Origin of the sequence: Nesterenkonia sp. YGD6 (genome assembly GCF_022565895.1) — a bacterium.
Classification (GTDB): Bacteria; Actinomycetota; Actinomycetes; order Actinomycetales; family Micrococcaceae; genus Nesterenkonia.
Genome location: NZ_JAJOYY010000003.1, coordinates 217460 through 237329 on the forward strand (window position 1 = coordinate 217460; position 19870 = coordinate 237329).

General features: G+C 69.6%; 16 protein-coding genes. 6 read left to right on the plus strand and 10 right to left on the minus strand.

Annotation, left to right across the window (positions count from 1 at the left end; all coding sequences use genetic code 11):
- Positions 1 to 53: 53 nt before the first annotated feature.
- The 7 genes from LTI14_RS06315 to LTI14_RS06345 form a co-directional block, all read right to left on the minus strand.
- Positions 54 to 1232 (minus strand): UDP-N-acetylmuramate dehydrogenase, encoded by a 1179-nt coding sequence (locus LTI14_RS06315; protein WP_241476059.1) that lies wholly within the window; start codon positions 1230 to 1232, stop codon positions 54 to 56.
- Positions 1233 to 1355: 123 nt separating this feature from the next.
- Positions 1356 to 2216: an amino acid ABC transporter ATP-binding protein gene (locus LTI14_RS06320; protein ID WP_241476060.1), complete on the minus strand. Its 861-nt coding sequence runs from the start codon at positions 2214 to 2216 to the stop codon at positions 1356 to 1358.
- A 14-nt stretch (positions 2217 to 2230) separates the two neighbouring features.
- A complete protein-coding gene (locus LTI14_RS06325; protein WP_241476061.1) occupies positions 2231 to 3025 on the minus strand; it encodes an amino acid ABC transporter permease in 795 nt (264 codons plus the stop codon).
- A 5-nt stretch (positions 3026 to 3030) separates the two neighbouring features.
- On the minus strand, positions 3031 to 3948 hold the full coding sequence (locus LTI14_RS06330) for an ABC transporter substrate-binding protein (RefSeq protein ID WP_241470586.1): 918 nt from the start codon (positions 3946 to 3948) through the stop codon (positions 3031 to 3033).
- Positions 3949 to 4136: 188 nt separating this feature from the next.
- Complete coding sequence (locus LTI14_RS06335) at positions 4137 to 4634, minus strand: MaoC/PaaZ C-terminal domain-containing protein (protein ID WP_241465416.1); 498 nt, start codon at positions 4632 to 4634, stop codon at positions 4137 to 4139.
- Positions 4631 to 5083 (minus strand): FAS1-like dehydratase domain-containing protein, encoded by a 453-nt coding sequence (locus tag LTI14_RS06340; RefSeq protein ID WP_241476062.1) that lies wholly within the window; start codon positions 5081 to 5083, stop codon positions 4631 to 4633. Before LTI14_RS06340 ends, LTI14_RS06335 begins: the two co-directional genes overlap by 4 nt.
- The gene (locus LTI14_RS06345) at positions 5084 to 5344 is read right to left on the minus strand and encodes a hypothetical protein (RefSeq protein ID WP_241465418.1); all 261 of its coding nucleotides are present in this window, start codon (positions 5342 to 5344) and stop codon (positions 5084 to 5086) included.
- A gap of 205 nt (positions 5345 to 5549) precedes the next feature.
- Between LTI14_RS06345 and LTI14_RS06350 the strand changes: the two genes are divergently transcribed.
- The 3 genes from LTI14_RS06350 to LTI14_RS06360 are packed head-to-tail and all read left to right on the plus strand — an operon-like array spanning position 5550 to position 10782.
- Positions 5550 to 6968: an MFS transporter gene (locus tag LTI14_RS06350; RefSeq protein ID WP_241476063.1), complete on the plus strand. Its 1419-nt coding sequence runs from the start codon at positions 5550 to 5552 to the stop codon at positions 6966 to 6968.
- Positions 6968 to 9253 carry a molybdopterin oxidoreductase family protein gene (locus LTI14_RS06355; protein WP_241470589.1) on the plus strand — a complete coding sequence of 762 codons (2286 nt, stop codon included), beginning with the start codon at positions 6968 to 6970 and terminating at the stop codon, positions 9251 to 9253. Before LTI14_RS06350 ends, LTI14_RS06355 begins: the two co-directional genes overlap by 1 nt.
- On the plus strand, positions 9250 to 10782 hold the full coding sequence (locus LTI14_RS06360) for an FAD-dependent oxidoreductase (protein WP_241470590.1): 1533 nt from the start codon (positions 9250 to 9252) through the stop codon (positions 10780 to 10782). The genes LTI14_RS06355 and LTI14_RS06360 overlap by 4 nt, the downstream gene beginning before the upstream one ends.
- A 107-nt stretch (positions 10783 to 10889) precedes the next feature.
- On the opposite strand, the gene LTI14_RS06365 is transcribed toward LTI14_RS06360, so the two are convergent.
- From LTI14_RS06365 to nirB, 3 genes are read right to left on the minus strand one after another with little or no spacing between them, the layout of a single operon-like run.
- Positions 10890 to 12083, minus strand: coding sequence for a uroporphyrinogen-III synthase (locus tag LTI14_RS06365; RefSeq protein ID WP_241465422.1), 1194 nt, complete (start codon positions 12081 to 12083; stop codon positions 10890 to 10892).
- On the minus strand, positions 12083 to 12898 hold the full coding sequence (cobA, locus tag LTI14_RS06370; protein ID WP_241465423.1) for a uroporphyrinogen-III C-methyltransferase: 816 nt from the start codon (positions 12896 to 12898) through the stop codon (positions 12083 to 12085). Before cobA ends, LTI14_RS06365 begins: the two co-directional genes overlap by 1 nt.
- Positions 12895 to 15648 (minus strand): nitrite reductase large subunit NirB, encoded by a 2754-nt coding sequence (gene nirB, locus LTI14_RS06375; protein WP_241476064.1) that lies wholly within the window; start codon positions 15646 to 15648, stop codon positions 12895 to 12897. The genes cobA and nirB overlap by 4 nt, the downstream gene beginning before the upstream one ends.
- Before the next feature lie 260 nt (positions 15649 to 15908).
- Here nirB and nirD point away from each other — a divergent pair, with 260 nt between their 5' ends.
- From nirD to LTI14_RS06390, 3 genes are all read left to right on the plus strand, one after another.
- Positions 15909 to 16292: a nitrite reductase small subunit NirD gene (nirD, locus tag LTI14_RS06380; protein ID WP_241465425.1), complete on the plus strand. Its 384-nt coding sequence runs from the start codon at positions 15909 to 15911 to the stop codon at positions 16290 to 16292.
- Between the two features lie 10 nt (positions 16293 to 16302).
- Positions 16303 to 17064: a sirohydrochlorin chelatase gene (locus LTI14_RS06385; RefSeq protein WP_241476065.1), complete on the plus strand. Its 762-nt coding sequence runs from the start codon at positions 16303 to 16305 to the stop codon at positions 17062 to 17064.
- 534 nt (positions 17065 to 17598) lie between these two features.
- Complete coding sequence (locus LTI14_RS06390; RefSeq protein ID WP_241476066.1) at positions 17599 to 19752, plus strand: DEAD/DEAH box helicase; 2154 nt, start codon at positions 17599 to 17601, stop codon at positions 19750 to 19752.
- Positions 19753 to 19870 lie beyond the last annotated feature (118 nt).

Below are 19870 nucleotides of genomic sequence, written 5' to 3' on the forward strand. Positions count from 1 at the left end.
AGGCCGCCTCTGCAGAGCTTCAGCGCCCGGCTCGGCAGACCTGAGGTCTGCTGCTAGAGCGCGTGTCCGATCAGCACCGGCTCTTCGTGCATCGTGATGCCGAAGGCCGTGCTGACCTGGTCACGGGCGGCGCGGGCGACCGCGAGCAGGTCATCGGTGGTCGCGGAGCCTCGATTGGTGACCGCCAGCGTGTGCTTGGTGGAGAGCGCTGCGCGGCCCCCGGCGATGCCGGTCCCCTGCGCCCCGCGCCCGGCCGCCGGCCCGTCGGGCAGGCCGAACCCCTTGCCGCAGCCGGCGTTGTCGATCAGCCAGGCGGCTGAGAGCTTCACCATCGGGGCGCCCGCTTCGTCGACTCCGGCGGAGAACTGCGGCGCCCCGTTCGGAAGCGCCGCGGCGACCTCGCGCGGAACGATCGGGTTGGTGAAGAAGGACCCGGTGGACCAGGTGTCATGGTCGCCCTCGCGCAGCACCATGCCTTTGCCCTCGCGCAGTCGCAGCACCGTGCTGCGGACCTCTTTCAGCGGGGCGCGGCGCTCGTGGTCTGCGCTCTCGGCGTCAAGGCCGAGGGTCCGGGCCAGCTCGCCGTAGCGCACCGGGGCCGAGAGCCCATCGGGGCGGTTCTGCAGCATGAACCGGACCTGCAGCACCACGTAGCGGGGTGAGCCATGCACGGTGGTCTGCTTCAGCACCGAGTCGCGGTAGCCGAACTGCAGCTCGGCGTTGGTGAAGCGCACCAGCTCACCGCGTGCCCGGTCCCAGGCCTGGATGTCTTTGAGGGTGTGGGCCACATCAGCGCCGTAGGCGCCCACGTTCTGCACCGGCACCGCACCGGTGGCGCCGGGGATCCCGGAGAGCGCCTCCAGCCCGGTGAGGCCGCGTGCCACGCTGAATCGGACGACGTCGTCCCAGTTGTGTCCTGCGGCGACGGTGAGCAGCACATCCCGGTCGCCGTGGAACTCGGTGCTGATCCCCTGGAACGCCAGCTGCAGCACGGTGCCGGGGAACCCGTCCTCGGTCACCAGCAGGTTCGATCCGCCGCCCAGGACGATGAGGGTGTCCTCGCCGCGCTCGCGGGCTGCGTGCTCTGGCAGCGGGTGCTGCCGAAGCACCTCCAGCGCCTGCTCCTGGGTGTCTGCCCGGATCCATCGACCGGCGGGGCCGCCGACGCGGGCAGTGGTGTGATCCCTGAAACGACGGGGCCACGCGAGGGGGGAGGTATCAACACTGGTCACAGACGAGAAGCCTACCCGGCGTCGCTGAAATGGGCATCTGCGCCCTGTGCGCCGTGGATCACCTTCCCGAGATAGGCCCTCGTCGGGTCGCCCGGAGCAGGCGCCCGGGCGTCTCCCTCTCGGCTACTCGCCGAGAGGGTTCAGCACCCGGCGCAGGAAGTCCCGGGTGCGCGACTGCTGAGGATCCCCGATGACTGCGGTCGCCGGGCCCTCCTCGACCACGAGACCCTGGTCCATGAAGACGACCCGGTCTGCGACCTCGCGGGCGAAGCCCATCTCGTGGGTCACCACGAGCATGGTCATGCCGGCCTGGGCGAGCTTGCGCATGCTGGCGAGCACGTCGCCGACGGTCTCAGGGTCCAGCGCGGAGGTGGGCTCGTCGAAGAGCATCAGCTGCGGCTTCATGGTCAGCGCCCTGGCGATGGCCACCCGCTGCTGCTGACCGCCCGAGAGCTGGTCGGGGCGGCGCTCGGAGAGGTGCTGGAGCCCGACGGCGTCCAGCTGTGCCAGCGCCTCGGTCTCTGCCTCGGCCTTGGACTGGCCCAGCACCCGCCGCGGGGTGATGGTGCAGTTCTCCAGCACGCTCAGATGGGGGAAGAGGTTGAACTGCTGGAAGACCATGCCGATCTGCCGGCGCATGGCGTCGAGATTGACGTCCGCATGGGTCGCCTCGTGCTCACCGACGGTGATCGTCCCCGCATTGGGGGTCTCCAGCCGGTTCACGCAGCGCAGCAGCGTGGACTTGCCGGAGCCGGATGCTCCGATCAGACAGACGACCTCACCCGGAGCCACGCTCATGTCTATGCCCTTGAGCACCTCGTTGTCCCCGAAGGACTTGTGCAGACCGGTGATGGTCACCCCGGCGGCGGAAGTGCTGCGCGCGCCGGGCACGCGCTTGGCTGAGGCGGTGTCCGGGGCCGTGGACCCCGACGTCTCGGCCTGACTCTGACTCTGGCCCTGGCTCTGGCTCTGGCTCTGGCTCATATTCGCGTCCATCTCTACTTCTTCCCCGTCCGGGGGGTGCGGTGCTCCATGCGGCGAGCCAGCAGCGACAGCGGCACGGTGAGCAGCAGGTAGCAGAATCCGGCGACCACCAGCGGGGTCAGCCCCGCCTGGTAGATGTTGATTCCGTCGCGACCCATCTTGGTCAGCTCGGCGGCGCCGCCGGCCATGCCGACCACGAAGATCAGCGAGGAGTCCTTGGTGAGCAGGATCGCCTCATTGGTCAGCGGGGGCAGCACGATCCTGAAGGCCTGCGGGATCTGGATGGTGACCATGGCGCGCCAGGCGGGCATGCCCAGCGCGCGGGCGGCCTCCAGCTGGCCCTTGGGCACGGCCTGAAGGCCTGCCCGGAGGGTCTCTGCGATGTAGGCGCTGGCCACGATGGCCAACGCTGAACCGGCGATCTGCAGGGTGGAGAGGTTCCACCCGAAGGCCAGCGACGCACCGAAACCGAGCGCGATGAACACCAGGATCGCAGGGATGCCTCGGAAGAACTCGATGTACGCGGTGGCCAGCCACCGGTAGATCGGGAACGAGGACATCCGCATCAGCGCCAGCAGCGTTCCGCCGAGCAGACCGAAGACGAAGCCCACCACCGTGTACTGCACGGTGTTGACCAGTCCCACGGTGATGATCTCCGGGAACATCGGTCCGATGTTCTCGACGGCGAAGAAGCTGCTGCGGATCGCTGTCCAGTCGATGAGGATGGCCAGCACGATCACGACTGCAAGGAATATCCCTGCCTGGATCCCGAGGCTCAGGCGCGCTCGGTCACGGGTTGTCATTGCCATGAGGGTTATTCGTCGCCCTCGTCCTCGGTGGCCGCGTCCTCAGCGGGCTCCTCGTCGGCAGCCTCCTCGTCGGCGTCACCCTCTTCAGGAGTGTCGCCCTCGCGGAACCAGCGGTCCTCGAGCTCTTCCATACCGCCGGAGGCGTCCAGCTCGGCGAGGACCTCGTTGACCGCAGTGATCAGCTGATCGTTGCCGGTGGCCACGGCAATTCCGAGCTGCTCACCGGTGTCGATCTCCTCGATGAACTCCGACGTGTCTGATTCGCCGGCCTGGTAGCCCAGGATGGAGATGTTGCCGATTGCGGCCTCCACCTGACCTGAGTCGAGGCCCTGGATCAGCAGGCCGGAGTCGCTGTACTCGCGCACCTCATAACCCTGCTCCTGGGCGTAGTCAGCGCCGGTGGTCTCGGTCTGCACACCCACGGTGAGGCCTTCAAGGTCATCCAGCGAGCTGACTTCAGCCTCGGTGGCGGCGAGCAGGCCAAGGTTGTCGTCGAGGTAGGGCTCGGAGAAGAGCATGTTGCCCGCTCGCGCCTCGGTGATGGTCATGCCGGAGATCGCCAGGTCGCAGGTGCCGGCGTCCAGTGCCACACCGGACTGGATGCCCTCGAATCCGGTCTGCACGACCTCCAGGTCGGCGTCCAGCGCGTCGGCGATGACCTCGGCGATGTCGATGTCGAAGCCGACGACATCGCCCTCGCCGTCGTAGTACTCGAACGGCGGGTAGGGAACATCGGAGCAGACCTGCAGGGTGCCCTCGTTGTTCAGCTCGACGTCGCCGAGATCGAGGTCCACGGTGATCTCGTTCTGCGGCTCGGCCTCGAGGGTCTCGCCACCTTCTTCACTGTCGCCACAGGCGGTCAGCAGAAGCGCTGCCAGCGCGGAGGCGCCTACGGCCTTGGCCGCGGTCTTATGCTTGGGCATATTTGGATCCTTAGGTTGATCAGCTGAAACCGATGTCAGACGGTTTCCGCGATTATACGGTGATGCTGTGTTTCAGCCCTATGTCAGCCGGGCGGAAGCTTGACGGCGTGTCTTCATCGAGGGCCGTCGCGCCGTGACCTGGGATGCATGTGAGCGGGACCTGCACGTGATCCAGAACTGAACGTGACCTAGAACTGCACCAGGGCCTGGGACTTCGCGAGCACCTTGGTGCGGACGGGCTCCTGGTGCGACTGCTGATCCGGTCCGGCCTCAGTCGCAGCTTCGGTGAGCAGCTCCACGCTCAGGTCCACCCGGACCCGGCGCTGCTGCGCATCCACCGCGCCGATCTTCCCGCTGATCTGAAGCCGGGCGGTGGCGGTCTCCGGGGAGCCCGACGCGGCGTCGGGCACCGGGACCGGCTTGGTGAAGCGGGACTGATAGTCGACGACGGCGCCCGGGTCGCCCGCCCAGACGCTGACCAGGTCCACGGCGGAGCCCATGGTGAGCATGCCGTGGGCGATGACCCCGTCCAGGCCGACCTCGCGGGCGAAGCGGTCGTTCCAGTGGATCGGGTTGTGGTCCCCCGACGCGGCGGCGTAGCGGATCAGGTCCGCCCGGGAGAAGCTCAGCTCGCGGGTGCCGATCTGCTGACCCTTCTGGAGGTCTTCGAAGACTGGGGTGCTCATGCGGCATCCTCCTCGTTGCGGACCAGCAGGGTGGAGGTCACGGTGCTCCGGGCGGCGCCGTCCTCGGCGCTGATCTGCACCACGGTGGTGACCATCGCGCCGGCGCCCATGGTGCGGATCCGCTCCAGGGTGACCTGGGAGCTCAACGTGTCTCCGGCGAGGATCGGGCTGTGGTGGGTGAAGCGCTCCTCGGCGTGGACCACGCGGGAGAAGTCGATGCCGGCCTCGTCGTCGTTGATCACAGCAGCCTCGGCGCGCTGGGCGATGATCACCGCGAAGCTCGGCGGCGCGACCAGGTCGTGGTGACCCAGCGCCTGGGCGGCGTCGAGGTCATGGTGCGCGGGGTGCTCGGCCTGCACCGCGAGCGCGAACTCACGGATCGCCTCACGGCTGACCTGGTACGGCGCGGCGGGAGGGTACTGGTGGCCCTGGCGGTCTGGGTTGATCATTCAGTCTTCCTTCGCTCGACGGGAGAGGATCTGAGCGGCCTGGCGTCGGCGCAGTCCGATGGCGATCAGGTGACTCAGGATGCCGACGCCCAGGAAGACCAGACCCGTGCTGCGCAGCGCGTCGGTCGTCTCCGCGGCGTCGAGCAGCGTCGCCAGCACCACCAGGATCACACCGACGGCGGTGGAGGCCATGCCCAGGACGAGGGTGACCCGGTAGGCGCGCGTCCCGCTGGTCCACGGGTCAAAGGACTGAGTGCTCACGGCGGTCAGCTTACAGGCCTCGGCGAGGCGCTCTCGAAAAACCTCACACCACCCGGTGGGGACTATGAGGCTGGTTTATCGCGACCGAAACTCGACGATCCCCTCGCGGAAACACGGCCTTGGCACAGTGGAGCCCTCACCACCGGACCCTGAATGGTCACCGCGCGGCCCAGCCCCGCGAGACGCCAGGAAGCAGGACATCGCGATGAACCCCCAGATCTCCGCCACAGCGGCGCAACGCAGAAGTCCGGCCGCCGAGACCGATGTCGCCGCGCCGACGGATCGGCTCGTCGTCGAGGAGGGCCGCTGGATCACCAACTGGCAGCCCGAGAACTCCGAGTTCTGGGATGGCCCGGGACGCCCCACCGCGCGGCGCAACCTGATCTGGAGCGTGTTCTGCGAGTTCCTCGGATTCGCCGTATGGCAGCTCTGGTCGGTCACGGTCGTATTCCTGCCCCTGGTGGGCTTCGACCTGACCACCTCCGAGCAGTTCTGGCTGGTGTCGCTGCCTCCGCTGGTCGGGGCGACCCTGCGGGTCCCCTACAGCTTCATGGTGGCGATGATCGGCGGACGCAACTGGACCATCATCTCCGCGCTGCTGCTGCTGATCCCCACCGTCGCCATGGCGCTGACCCTGGGCAACCCGGAGACGCCGAACTGGGCGCTGTTCGCCATCGCCGCGGCCGCTGGGTTCGGCGGCGGCAACTTCTCCTCCTCGATGGCCAACATCACCTACTTCTACCCGGCCAAGGAGAAGGGCGCGGCGCTGGGAGTCAACGCCGCCGGCGGCAACCTCGGCGTCGCCGTCGCCCAGTTCACCGTGCCGATCGTGGTGACCGCGTTCGCCTTCGGCGCGCTGCAGCCGAACCTGCCGGCCGCCGGGCTGTTCTGGATCCCGTTCATCCTGCTCGCCGCCTGGGGCGCTCGGAAGTACATGCACAACCTCTCTCACGCCAAGAACGACCTCAAAGGCTCGCTCTCGGCGCTGAAGGAGAAGCACCTGTGGATCATCTCGCTGATCTACATCGGGACCTTCGGCTCCTTCATGGGCTTCGGCTCGGTCTTCCCGACCCTGATCAACATCCAGTTCCCCGAGTTCTCCAGCATCCAGGTCTTCGGCGCGGCGCTCTCGCTGGCCTTCCTCGGTCCCCTGGTCGGCTCGCTGGCCCGGCCCTGCGGCGGCAGGCTCGCCGACCGGATCGGCGGCGCCCGGGTGACCATCACCAGCTTCCTGGCGATGGCCGGGGTCACCGCCGCCGTCGTGCTGACGCTCTCGATGGCCAACTTCTGGATCTACCTGCTGCTGTTCCTGGCCCTGTTCACCCTCACCGGGGTCGCGAACGGGTCCAGCTACCGGATGATCCCGGTGGTCTTCAGGCTCTCGGTGGACCCTGCCGACCGGGTCGGACACGAGCGCAAGGCCTCCTCCGCGCTGGGTCTGATCGGCGCGATCGGCGCCTACGGCGGCTTTGCGATTCCGCAGATCCTGCGGGTGTCCAATGAGTCCACCGGCTCCTTCGACATCGCCTTCTGGGTCTTCGCCACCGGCTACGTCGCCCTGGCCGGGCTCACCTGGCTGGTCTACATGCGCCCCGGCACCGTCTTCGCCCGCGCCAACGTCTGATGCCGGCACCCCAGACCACCCGCGAGGTGAACACCCACTGCCCGTACTGCGCGCTGCAATGCGCCATGACGCTGCGGATCCCCGAGAGACCGAGCAGCGCCGAGACGGAGCAGACCCCGCCGGGCATCACGGTGGAAGGTGCCCGGTTCCCGACCAACCGGGGGCGGCTGTGCCGGAAGGGCAGCACCGCCGCGGAGCTGCTCGGCCCACGCAGCGACCGGCTCCGCTCCCCCCTGATCGCCGAGACCGACGACGACGGCGAGCGCAGCTTCCGCGCGGCCTCCTGGGAGGAGGCGCTGGACCATATCGCGGAGCGGCTGCGCAGCATCCAGGCCACCCACGGCCCAGACGCGATCGGGGTGTTCGGCTCCGGCAGCCTGACCAATGAGAAGACCTACGCGCTGGGGAAGTTCGCCAGGGTCGCGCTGGGAACCTCGCAGATCGACTACAACGGCAGGTTCTGCATGTCCTCGGCGGCGAAGGCCTCCACAGAGGTCTTCGGACTGGACCGCGGGCTTCCGTTCCCGCTCACGGACCTCGATGCCGCCTGCACCGTCCTGCTGCTGGGCTCCAACGTGGCCGACACCATGCCACCCTTCGTGCAGCACCTGGAGGGTGCTCGATCCAAGGGCGGTCTGATCGTGGTGGACCCGCGGCGCAGCTCCACCGCCGAGCTCACCGCCGACGGCGCCGGGTTCCATGTGGCTCCGACCTCCGGCGGGGACCTGGTGCTGCTGCTGGCCCTGGCCAACGTGCTCTTCGAGGAGGGTTACACCGATCAGCGCTATCTGGCGGACCGGGTCAGCGGCACCGAGGACTTCCGCCGGTCCGCGGCCGCCTGGTGGCCCGAGCGGGCTCAGGCCGCCACCGGAGTCGGCGCGGACCAGATCCGCCTCATCGCCCGTCGGCTGGGATCCGCGGCCGTGAGCGCCCGCGACGGCGGCGATCCGGTCTTCATCCTCACCGGACGCGGCGTGGAGCAGCACCGCGACGGCACCGACACCGCACGGGCCGCGATCAGCCTGGCGCTGGTCCTCGGGCTGCCCGGCGCCCGTGGAGGCTACGGCACCCTGACCGGACAGGGCAACGGGCAGGGCGGCCGGGAGATGGGGCAGAAGTCGGACCAGCTCCCGGGGCTGCGCTCGATCAGCTCCCCCACCGACCGGGCGCACATCGCCGAGGTCTGGGGCGTGGCGCCGGAATCGATCCCAGGCCCCGGGGTCCCGGCCACGCAGCTGCTGCACACCATGGGCACCCGGACTGATCAGGGCCCGGACGGGATCCGTGCGCTGCTGGTCCATGGCTCCAATGTGGCCGTCTCGGCGCCCGACACCTCCCGGGTGCTTAAGAATCTGCGGGCCCTGGACCTGCTCGTGGTGGCCGACTTCTTCCTCTCCGAGACGGCCGCCGAGGCCGACGTCGTGCTTCCGGTGCTGCAGTGGGCCGAGGAGGACGGCACCATGACCAGCCTGGAGGGGCGGCTGCTGCGCCGTCGTCGGGCCCTGGAGCCGCCGTCGGGGTGCCGCTCGGAGCTGTGGATCTTCGCGGAGCTGGCCCGGCGTCTCGGCGTGCCCACCGGCTTCTCCACCGATCCGGCGGAGGTCTTCGAGGAGATCCGTCGGGCCACCGCGGGGGCGACTGCGGACTACTCCGCGATGAGCTGGGAGCTGTTGGACGCCGGACACGCCGGCTACTGGCCGCACCCGGCAGCCGCGGAGCCGGCCGCGGAGCGTGCACATGCCGCCGGTGCTGGCAGTGCGGCCGGTGCTGGCAATGCGGCCGGGCCAGAGCGCACCAGCACCGGGGAGCCGATCATCGGGACTCCGCGGATGTTCACCGCCCGCTTCGCCCACGCCGATGGCCGGGCGACGCTGCGCGCGATCCGGCCACGCGCCCAGGCGGCACCGCACGCCGAGGAGCTCACCTTCACCACCGGACGGCTGATGGAGCACTATCAGTCGGGCAACCAGACCCGGCGGGTGCCGGCCCTGGACGCCGCGCACCCGCAGGTGACGGTGCAGATCCACCCGGCCACGGCGCGCCAGTTCGGGTTGGCCGAGGACGGCTTCGCGGTTGTGGAGAACGCGCAGGGCGCGCTGACCGCGAAGGTCGTCTTCGACGCCGGGATCCGCGCGGACACCCTCTTCTCGCCCTTCCATTTCTCCGGCCGCAGCGCCGCCAACCTGCTCACCCGGGGCCTGACCGACCCGCATTCGAAGATGCCGGAATTCAAGAACACCCCGGTCCGAATCCGTCCCGCCACTTCCACGGAGGCAGCCGCATGACTCACCCGATCCCGCACGTGCTGGTGCTCGGCTTCGGTCCGGTCGCCGCCCGGCTGATCGATGAGCTTCTCGAGGAGGTCACGATCGGTACGCTCCGGCTGACCGTGATCGGCGCCGAGACCGAGCCGGCCTACCAGCGCATCCGCATCGGGGACGTCTCGGTGGGCCGCATCCAGCCCGCCGACCTCGCCGTGACCGACCCGCGCGCGCTTCGCGAGGCCGGCGTCGACGTGCGCACCGCGGTGACCGCCACCGGTATCGACCGAGAGACTCAGCGGGTCACGCTCGATGACGGCGGCACGCTCTCCTACGACCGGCTGGTGTTGGCCACCGGCGCGGAACCGATGACGCCCAGCTTCGAGGTGGAGTCTCGCCGCGGCGGTGCCATCGACGCGGAGCTGAAGTCCCCCGGACTGCCGGAGGGGATCCTCGCCCTGCGCGAGATGGGTGATGCGCTGCGGCTGGCCGAGGTCGTGCACCGCGGCGAACCGGTCATCGTGCTCGGTGGGGGCGTGCTCGGCGTGGAGGCGGCGCTGGCCATCGCCGAGGTCGGGGCCCCGGTGACCCTGGTGCACCGAGGCAATGTGCCGATGAACCGGCAGATCGACACCGATGCCGGGATGCTGCTGCGCCGCGAGCTGATCCGTGCCGGGGTCCAGGTGCGGGCGGCGGCGGACATCACCACCGTGATCGCTGAATCAGGCCGCCTGTCTGGGGTGCGCACCTCTCTGGGCGAGAAGCTGCCCGGCTCGTTGCTGGTCACCTGCACCGGAGTCCGCGCGCGGGACCAGCTGGCCGCCGCCTCCGGACTGCCCACCCGCTGGGGAGTGCTGACCGACCAGGCGTGCCGCAGCGTGACCGACCCACTGATCTACGCGATCGGTGACTGCGCCACCGTGGATGGGAAGGTCTCCGCGGGACTGATCGCGCCGGGGTGGGAGCACGCTGCGACCGTCGCACAGGCCCTGCGTGGGGACCTCGGGCTGGAGCAGATCATCGAGCGCGATGCCGCCGGAGCCCCGGTGCACCTGACGGCCCACAAGGGCCTGGACGTGATCCTGTTGAAGTCCCACACGCTCAACGTCGCCTGCGCCGGAACCACCGATGTGGACCCCTGGGATCCCGACTCGCCCACCGTCTCCACCTGGTCAGATCCGAAGGGCGGTCAATACCTGCGCATCGTCTCGGATGAGGACCGGCTGCTCGGCTTCGTCGCGGTCGGGATGCCGCGCTCGGCCGCTGAACTGGCCATCCATGCCGGACGAGGCACCATCCCGGTGACCGACCGCACCGCGCTGCTGGCGGCCGAGCACGCCACCCGCGAGGCGCAGCTCGGCGCGCAGGACGTGCTGTGCAGGTGCGCCGGCACCACCCTCGCCCAGGTGCAGGACGCGGCCGCCTGCTCATCCACCGTGGCGGAGGTCGGGGCGGCCTGCCGCGCCGGCACCGGCTGCGGCACCTGTCATGTGCGCATCGAGAAGCTGCTCAGCGCCGAGGCCAGGCAGCTCCCGACGGCGGTGCACGCCTGAGCGGAGCGCGCGGAGAACCAGGTCGAGCAATGTGCGAGGTCGGACAGTGAGCCTGGTCAGGCAGTGAGCCTGGTCAGGCGGTGAGCCCGGTGAGACGGCGAGCAGGGTCAGACCGCGAGCCGGTACCCGCGCTTGACCACGGTGCTCACCAGACCGCTGACCGGCAGCGATTTGCGCAGCCGGGAGACCCACATCTCCAGGGCATGCTCGGAATCGCACTGGACCAGCACCTGCATCAGATGCTCCCGGGAGAGCACCGCGCCCTCGGCCTTGACCAGCGCCCGCATCAGCGACAACGGCCCCGGCGGCAGACGCACCGCCTGGTCGGTGAGCTGGGGGAGGCGCACCTCGGAGCCGCGCATCTCGACAGGTCCGTGCCGGGTGGTGATGCGCAGCGTCTGATGTTCCTCGAGGTGGTCACAGACCAGCTTGATCATCGCGCCCAGGCGCCAGCGCGAGGGGATGATCGGGCTGAGCCCCGCATCGTAGAGGGGTCCTGCGGTCACAGCGCCCACGGCCACCGAGACCACGTCGCCGCGCAGCGCTGCGACCAGCGCCTCCGACCTTCCGTACTGACGGGCCACCGAGAGGAACGCCTCCACTGCAGGGGCTGCGGTGAAGGTGATCAGGTCGAGCTGTCGTTCGATCACCGCGTCGATCATGCGCAGCAGGTCCGAGTCTTCATCGGGCCTGGTCCAGGTATAGGGCAGCACGGTGACCACCCTGGCGCCAGCCGCCTGGAGCCGGTGGATCTGCGAATCATCACTGGCCCCGTGCTGCTGCAGCGCCACGGTCTTGTCCCTCACGTCACGGGTCAGCAGCATGTCCACCACGGTCGCGGTGCGCTCGTCCTCGGCGGAGCCGTCGTCATCGAGGCCCGCAGCCCGCACCGCACCGCGCGCCTTGGGACCGCGCACCAGGATGGTCGCCTGCTCCAGGGCGTCGAAGAGCTCCGCGCCCAGACCATAGGCGTCCGCGGCCTCGAACCAGCGGCGCATCCCGTAGGCGGTGGTGATGACCGCGAAGTCCGGTGCCGCGTCGATCACCCGGCGGGTGTCCTGCTGCAGGGTCACAGATTCGGTCAGCGCGACGATCCGCAGCGCAGGGGCGTGCATGACTTCGGCCCCGCGCCGCTGAAACGCGCAGATGAGGTCCTCGCTGCGTCTGTCTGAGGTGACCCCGATCCGGAAGCCCGCCAAGGTCTGCGGCACCGCCGAAGCGGTCTCGGGCGCAGTCCTGACGGCAGACCCGCCATTGCCGCCGGCGGGGAGAGGGGCGTCGGAGGAGGTGATTGCGGTCATCAGAGCACCGCCCCGGCCATGGCGCGGATGACCTGTTCCCCGGCGACCGCCGGAGAGGAGTCGGTGTCGCTGCGGGCCTCGCCGGAGCAGGGCTCAGTCGCCGCCAGCCGGACCACCTCCCCGATCACCAGCACTGCCGGCGAGCGCAGCCTGGCTTCGGCCGCGACCCCGAGGATCTCGCCGAGCGGGGCGATGAGCACCCGCTGGTCGGCGCTGAAGCCGCGCTCCACGATCCCCACCGGGGTCTCTCCGGCGAGCCCGTGGCGCTGCAGCCCGGCCATGGTGTGTCCCAGCGTGCCCACACCCATCAGGATCACCGCGGTGCCGCCCAGAGCGGCCAGGCCGGAGAGCTCCTGCTCGCTGAGCGGGTCGTGTCCGGAGATCACGGTGAAGGACTTCGAGACGTTGCGGGCGGTGACCGGGATCCCTGCCGCGGCGGGCACGGCGATCGCCGAGGTGATCCCCGGGACCACCGTCACCGGGATGCCGGCGTCACGGCATGCGGCGACCTCCTCGCAGCCGCGTCCGAAGACGAACGGGTCACCGCCCTTGAGCCGGACCACGCGTCGACCGCTGCGCGCGGCGTCGGTCATCATCGCCTGGATGTCCTCCTGGGCGACCCGGTGATGTCCGGGACGCTTGCCGACGTCGTAGAGCTCGGCCGCCGGGGCCCACTCGCGCAGACCCTCGGTGGGCGCGAGCCGATCGTAGAAGACGACGTCGGCGATCGCCAACGCGTCACGGGCTCGCACGGTCATCAGGTCGGCGGCTCCAGGGCCGCCTCCGATCAGTGTCACCTCTCCCAGAACCATCATGACCTTCCCTCCGCGGCTGCCAGGTTGTTGGGGACGGGGGCGCCCGGGCGGGCCTCCCCCGGCTCCTGATGCGCGCCTGCCCGGGCGGCGTCTTCTCGGGCCATCTCCTCGCGCACCGGGATGCGCGGCCCGGTGAGCAGCACCGGGCCCTCCCCTGCCGCGGCGTCGAGCTTCTCCTGTTCGGTGGCCGGGCGGCGCTGTCCGCGCTCGATCACGTAGGCCAGTCCGGTGTCCGGGGCGTCCGGGGCGTTGACGAAGCTGCGGAATCGGCGCAGCCGTTCCGGGTCGCGCAGCGTCGCGGCCCATTCGTCCTCGTAGCCATCTACGTGTCTGGCCATGGCCGCTTCGAGGTCTTCTCCGATGCCCAGGGAGTCTTTGACCACCACGTCATGGACGTGGTCGACGCCCCCGGGCAGCTCCTCGATCCAGCGCGCGGTGCGCTGGAGCCGGTCTGCGGTGCGCACGTAGTACATGACGTAGCGGTCGATGTAACGCAGCAGCGTCGGGTCGTCGAGGTCCTTGGCCAGCAGCTGTCCGTGGGCCGGGGTGGCCCCGCCGTTGCCGCCGACGTACATGTTCCAGCCGTCGCTGGTGGCGATCACGCCGACGTCCTTCGCGCGGGCCTCCGCACACTCGCGGGCGCATCCGGAGACGCCGAACTTCATCTTGTGCGGCGAGCGCAGTCCGCGGTACCGGTTCTCCAGCCGGATGCCCATGGCCACCGAGTCCTGGACCCCGTAGCGGCACCAGCTGGAGCCCACGCAGGACTTCACGTTGCGCAGCGCCTTGCCATAGGCCTGACCGGATTCGAATCCGGCGTCGACCAGGCGGCGCCAGATCTGCGGCAGCTGCTCCAGCCGGGCGCCGAACATGTCAACCCGCTGGGCCGCGGAGATCTTCGTATAGAGGTCGAAGTCGGCCGCGACCTCGGCGATCACCTTGAGCTTCTGCGGGGTGATCTCCCCGCCGGGGATCCGCGGCATCACCGAGTAGGTGCCGTCCTTCTGCATGTTCGCCAGGGCCCGGTCATTGGTGTCCTGCAGCGTGCCGCGGCCGGCTTCGAGGATGTACTCGGCGCCGTGCTGGGCGGCCAGGATCGAGGCCACGACCGGTTTGCAGATGTCGCAGCCGAGGTTGAGCTGCGCGTCGGCGGGGGTTCCGAACCGGGCGACGATCTCGGTGAAGCTGGTCAGCTGGGTGGCCCGCACGGCTTCGAAGAGCTCGGCGCGGGAGTGGCCGAAGTGCTCGCAGAGCGCCTTGGAGACGTCGAACCCCAGAGAGAGCATCTGCTTCTCCATGATCTTCTTCGCCATCGGGATGCAGGAGCCGCACTGGGTGCCGACCCTGGTGCAGCTCTTCATCGCGGCCATGTCGGTGCAGCCGGGGGTGGTCTCGTCGCCGGTGACGGCGGATCGGATCTGTCCCGCGCAGATGTCCTTGCAGGAGCAGACCTGGGCGTCGTCGGGCAGCTCCAGGTCCAGCTCTCCGCCACCGGCGGCGGAGAGGAACGCGCCGGGGGCGGCCGGCAGCTCACGGCCCAGCAGCGGGCGCAGCGAGGAATAGGGGCTGGCGTCACCGACGAAGACCCCGCCGAGCAGGGTGGTGGCGTCGTCGGTGACCACGATCTTCTGATAGATGCCGCCGACGGCGTCGGCGTAGACGACCTCGAGCGCGCCGGGGGTCTCGGCGAAGGCGTCTCCGAAGGAGGCCACGTCCATGCCGGCGAGCTTGAGTTTCGCGGCGGTGTCGAACCCGACGAACGAGGCTGCTCCCCCGCTGAGACGGTCCGCGACCACCTCGGCCATCGCATTGGCCGGAGCGACCAGGCCCATGGAGATGCCCTGGTAGCTCGCGACCTCTCCGATGGCCCAGATCTTCGACGCCGAGGTGGCACAGGTCTCGTCGATGACCACGCCTCCGCGCTCGGCGCAGTCGATTCCTGCCGCAGCGGCGAGCTCGTCGCGGGCGGTGATGCCGATGGCGGCGACGACCAGGTCCGCGGGCAGGTCGGGGCCCTGCGCGAACTCCAGCGTATAGCGGCTCTGCTCTGGTCCTGCCTCTGGGTCCACGGCCATCCGGGTGGGCCGGTGGCCGAGTTGGAGCCGGTAGCCCTCCTGCTGAAGCAGCCGGTTCAGGGTGCGGCCGCCGAACTCGTCCACCTGGGCGTTCATCAGCCAGGGGCGGGAATGCACCACCGTGACCTCGGCACCGAGGCCCTTGAGCCCGCCAGCCGCCTCCAGGCCGAGCAGGCCGCCGCCGATCACCGCGCAGCGGGCCGGACGGCCCAGCTCGGCGCTGAGCTCGGCGGCGCGCTGCCGGAGCCAGTCGACGTCGTCCAGGGTTCGGTAGACCGCGATGTGCTCGCTGCCCTCGATCGGTGGCCTGGGCGCGGAGGATCCGGTGGCGAGCACCAGCTCGTCGAAGCCGTACACCTCACCGGCCGCCGTGCGCAGCGTCTGGGCCTGCGCGTCAACCTGGGTCACCGCGGTGGCGGTGTGCAGCTGGACCCGGGGATCGGCCCAGAGCGCCGGGTCCCCCAGCAGCAGCTCATCGTCGAACTGCGCGAAGCGTCGGGACAGCGCCACCCGGTCATAGGGGGCCGACGCTTCCTCGGTGAACACGCTGATCCGGAGACCGACGGGGTCCCGGGCGATGAGGGCCTCGGTCAGCCGGTGGGCGGCGGGGCCGCCTCCGACGACGGCGATATGCCGCTCGGTCCCGGCCGGGGCCGAGTGTGGGGTTGCGTCCATGGGAGTTCACCTTCGCGGTAGCCGATGAGTGCGATCTGCCTTCACGTCGATCTGGCGGAGGTCTTCGGTGTTCGATAGGGGTGCGCCGGACCGTCGAGGGTTCGCCCCAGCCTAGGAACACGCGATTTCTCAGCGGTGTCGCGTTTGTAACACCAATATGACAAGGTCCTCATCTTGTTCTCAGCGCTGGTGAGATCAGCGTCATCAGGGCTTTACACGCTGGCGTTCCGGACGAAACTGCTCCTGCCTAGGCTGGGGCGATGAGCACCGCGACCACGACCGCATACACGCCCACGTCCATTGCCGGAGCCCCAGGCACCGAGCCCTTCTGGCATCGGGTGTGCCGCTTGGAGGACCTGGAGCCGATGTGGGGCGAGGCCGCTCTGGTCCAGGGCACGCAGATCGCGCTGATCCGGCTGCAGGGCGAGACGGTGCATGCGGTGTCCCAGCTGGATCCCTGCGCCGGCGCGAATGTGATGTCTCGCGGTATCGTCGGGTCCAGAGCTGGCCGGCCTACATTGGCCTCACCGATCCATAAGCAGCCCTATGACCTGGCCACCGGTCAGTGCCTCAGCGATGAGGCGCTGCAGCTGAACTCCTATCCGGTGCGCGTCCAAGCCGGATTCATCGAGGTGAAAGTCTGAGGTTTCTCTGATGACCCACGCCGTCGAAACGTCTGCCGCGTTGCTGGCCGTCTCCCACGGCACCTCCGATCCTGAGGGACAGCGCCTGGTCGCGCAGCTGGCGCAGCGGGTCCAGGAGGTCGCCGCCGCGCGGGGATGTGCGGATCCGGTCAGGCTCGGGCACGTGGATGTGCAGCAGCCTGACGTCCCCGCCAGCCTGGCCTCCCTGCCCGAGGAGATGGCCGTCGTCGTCGTGCCCCTGCTGCTCTCCGCCGGCTTCCACGTCAATGTGGACCTCAGGGAGGACACCGCCGATCTGGACCGTCCGGTGACCGTGGGTGGTGCGCTGGGCCCCGATGACCGGCTGGTGGATCTGCTGCTGCGCCGGATGGTTCAGGCCGGGGTCGACTCCGCGCGGGACACCCTGATCTTCGCCGCAGCGGGCTCCTCGGACAGCTCGGCCGTGCGGGATTGTCAGGACATGGCGGCTCGGCTCCAGGCCCGGCTGGGCCGCCCGGTCCAGGACGCCTACCTCTCCTTCGCAGAGCCCTCGGTGAAGACCGAAGTGGCACAGGCGCGGAACACCGCGCGGGGCCGGGTCGTGCTGATCAGCTATCTGCTGGCACCGGGCTACTTCCAGAAGCTGCTCGAACGCGCAGGCGCCGACGTGGTCACCCGGTCGCTGCTGCCCCAGGACTCGTCGCAGGCACCGGCGGAGCTGGTGGAGATCATCCTCGACCGGTTCGCCGCGGGACTGGCAGACCTGACCACAGCCTCGCAGGCGGCGCGCTGACGGGTCCACCCGGTGCGCTGCTGCTCCCGATGAACCAGCAGATGCAGGGGTCGTGCGGAGCTGCATCGAACCGCCCGGGGCAGAGGTCCCAGAGCTCTGCGTCGTGATCTCTGAGTGGTGACCTCTGAGTCAGCGGACTGCCCTCTTCGGCCTTCGCGGGCGTCATGCATGAGGTCAGCGCGTTCAGTTGTCCTGTCCCGACCGGAGAACGGTGACACAATAGGATCTCCAGCCCGTCGGCATCCATACGCTCGAACGGGCATCGCCGGAACGCGCACGTCGTGGCGGTGTCCGGGCGCCGTCTGCGTCGTGAACGCTCTCCCGAGGGCTGAGAGGCGCCCAGCACGCGGTACGCTGGCGGGGCCCTCGCGGCTGGACCCGTTCGACGCGTCGATCTCTTGCGGATCCGCTGGACCAGCTTGTGCTCCGGGACGTCTCTGCCGAGACTTCTCGGATGTCCCTCACCCCGCCGCGGGTGCGGTGCGGACACCGTCCCGCCGATGTGAAGAACCAATCGCTTTCGAGGAGGACTCCGTGGCTCGAGGAGCCCAGCGTAAGAACGTCGCGCGCACGCGCACCCGACGGCGACCCCGCCAACACGACGACGGCGGCATCATCCACCTGCTCGCCAAGGTAGTCCGCGAGGTCGAGTCCTCGGTACAGCGCGGTCTCGACCTGCCCTCGACCCGGACCAAGTTCCAGGTCGTGGCACTTCTCATGCGCGAGGAACGCGCCCGCGTCAAGGCGGAGGAGACGAAACCGGGGGCCCGGGGCGCCGAAGAGCTCAAGCGCCTCGACGGCATCGCCACCATCCTCGCGACGACGGCCGCCCGCGACCCCTCCCTGCTTGGGCTGCTCGCCGACGACGCGGTCATCTCTGATCGTGCGCGCTCGCTGCGCCGCGAGCTCCTCCAGTCCGCCGGCATCGAGGTGCCGGAAGATCCCGCCGAACAGCCCGGACAGTCCGGACAGCCCGAACCGGCCGAGCCCAAGGCGGACACGCAGCGCCGGGTGGTGCCCGCCTCGGTGGCATCTCGCCAGCTCGCGAACCCTTTCCTCGAACCTGACTACTCCGCCGTCGCCAAGCGCACCGCCGCGCCCCGTCGCCTCGTCGGCTGGGAGCTCATCGAACCGCTGATGAGGTCCTTCGCCGACGGCGGCGCACTCTCGTGCATGGACCTGCCAGAGCCGACCGCCAGCCGGGCGACCCAAGGGCTGGAACTCATGCCGCACCAGGCAAGGCTGGTCGCCGCCGCGGCGGCGGGACACCGGACGTTCCTGCTCGCCGACGAGCCCGGCCTGGGCAAGACGGCCCAGGCGCTGCTCGCCGCTCAGGCGGCGGACGCCTACCCGCTGCTCGTCGTCGTGCCGAACGTCGTGAAGATGAACTGGGCGCGCGAGGCCATGCTGTGGACGCCCAGCCGCCCCGCGACGGTGGTCCACGGCGACGGGGAGCGGATCGACGGCTTCGCGGACATCATCATCGTCAACTATGAGGTGCTCGATCGGCACGCGGGCTGGCTCCGCGAACTGGGTCTGCGCGGGATGGTCGTCGACGAGGCGCACTACATCAAGAACCGGAAGTCGCAGCGGTCCCAGAACGTGCTGCAGCTCTCCGAGCGCATCCGCACGCGGATCGCCGACCCGCTGCTCATCGCCCTCACCGGCACACCGCTGATCAACGACATCGAGGACTTCAAGGCGATCTGGCAGTTTCTCGGCTGGGTCGATGAGACCAAGCCGCTCGGTGAGCTGATGAATGCGCTCGAGCAGATAGGTCTGACACCGGCCGACCGCGGCTTCTCCGCCGCCGCGCGCGCAGCCGTGATCGACCGCGGCATCGTGCGGCGGCGCAAGGTGGACGTGGCCGCAGACCTGCCCGCCCGCCGCGTGGCCGACGTCCCGGTCGAGCTCGACGACGAGGCCGGGCGGTCCATCCGGGCCGCCGAACAGAGCCTCGTCCGTCGTCTCCTCACGCGCTATGAGCGCGCGCTGGCGGCACAGGCGCCAAGCGACGTCGTCGAAGGCATCGACCACGTCCTCGTCCGCCAGGTCGCCGCGCGGGAGCGGGCGAGCAAGACGACGAATAAGTCGAACGAGAACGTGTTCACCATGACGCGGCGGATAGGCCAGGCGAAGGCAGGCCTCGCGGCCGACTACGCCGCGCAGCTCGCCCGCAGCGCCGGCAAGGTCGTCTTCTTCGCCAAGCACATCGATGTCATGGACACCGCTGAGGCGACCTTCGCCAAGCAAGGCATCCGGTACGCCTCCATCCGCGGCGACCAGACGGCATCGGCTCGACAGAAGCACATCGACGCATTCACCAACGACCCGGACGTCGCCGTCGCCGTGTGCTCACTGACGGCCGCCGGCGTCGGCATCAACCTGCAGGTCGCCTCGAACATGGTGCTCGCGGAACTGTCGTGGACCCACGCCGAGCAGACCCAGGCCATCGACCGCATCCACCGCATCGGCCAGGAGGAGCCGGTCACGGCGTGGCGGATCATCGCCGCGCAGACCCTCGACACGAAGATCGCCGAGCTCATCGACAGCAAGGCGGGGCTGGCCGCCCGGGCTCTTGACGGGACCGACCAGGATATCCCTGACTCCGCCGACATCCAGCTCGAGGCGCTCGTCACGCTCCTCGAGGATGCGTTGAGAGAGCGGGACAGCACGCAGGCATCCTGAACGGTGGTCGTCCCAGTCGAGGTCGTCCCGGATGCGGGGCGGACGGTCCGGCCCGGAAGACGAGTTGGGGCTGCTCGGGTGTGCTGCTGGTACAGCCCTGGCCGCAGGAATTCGTGAA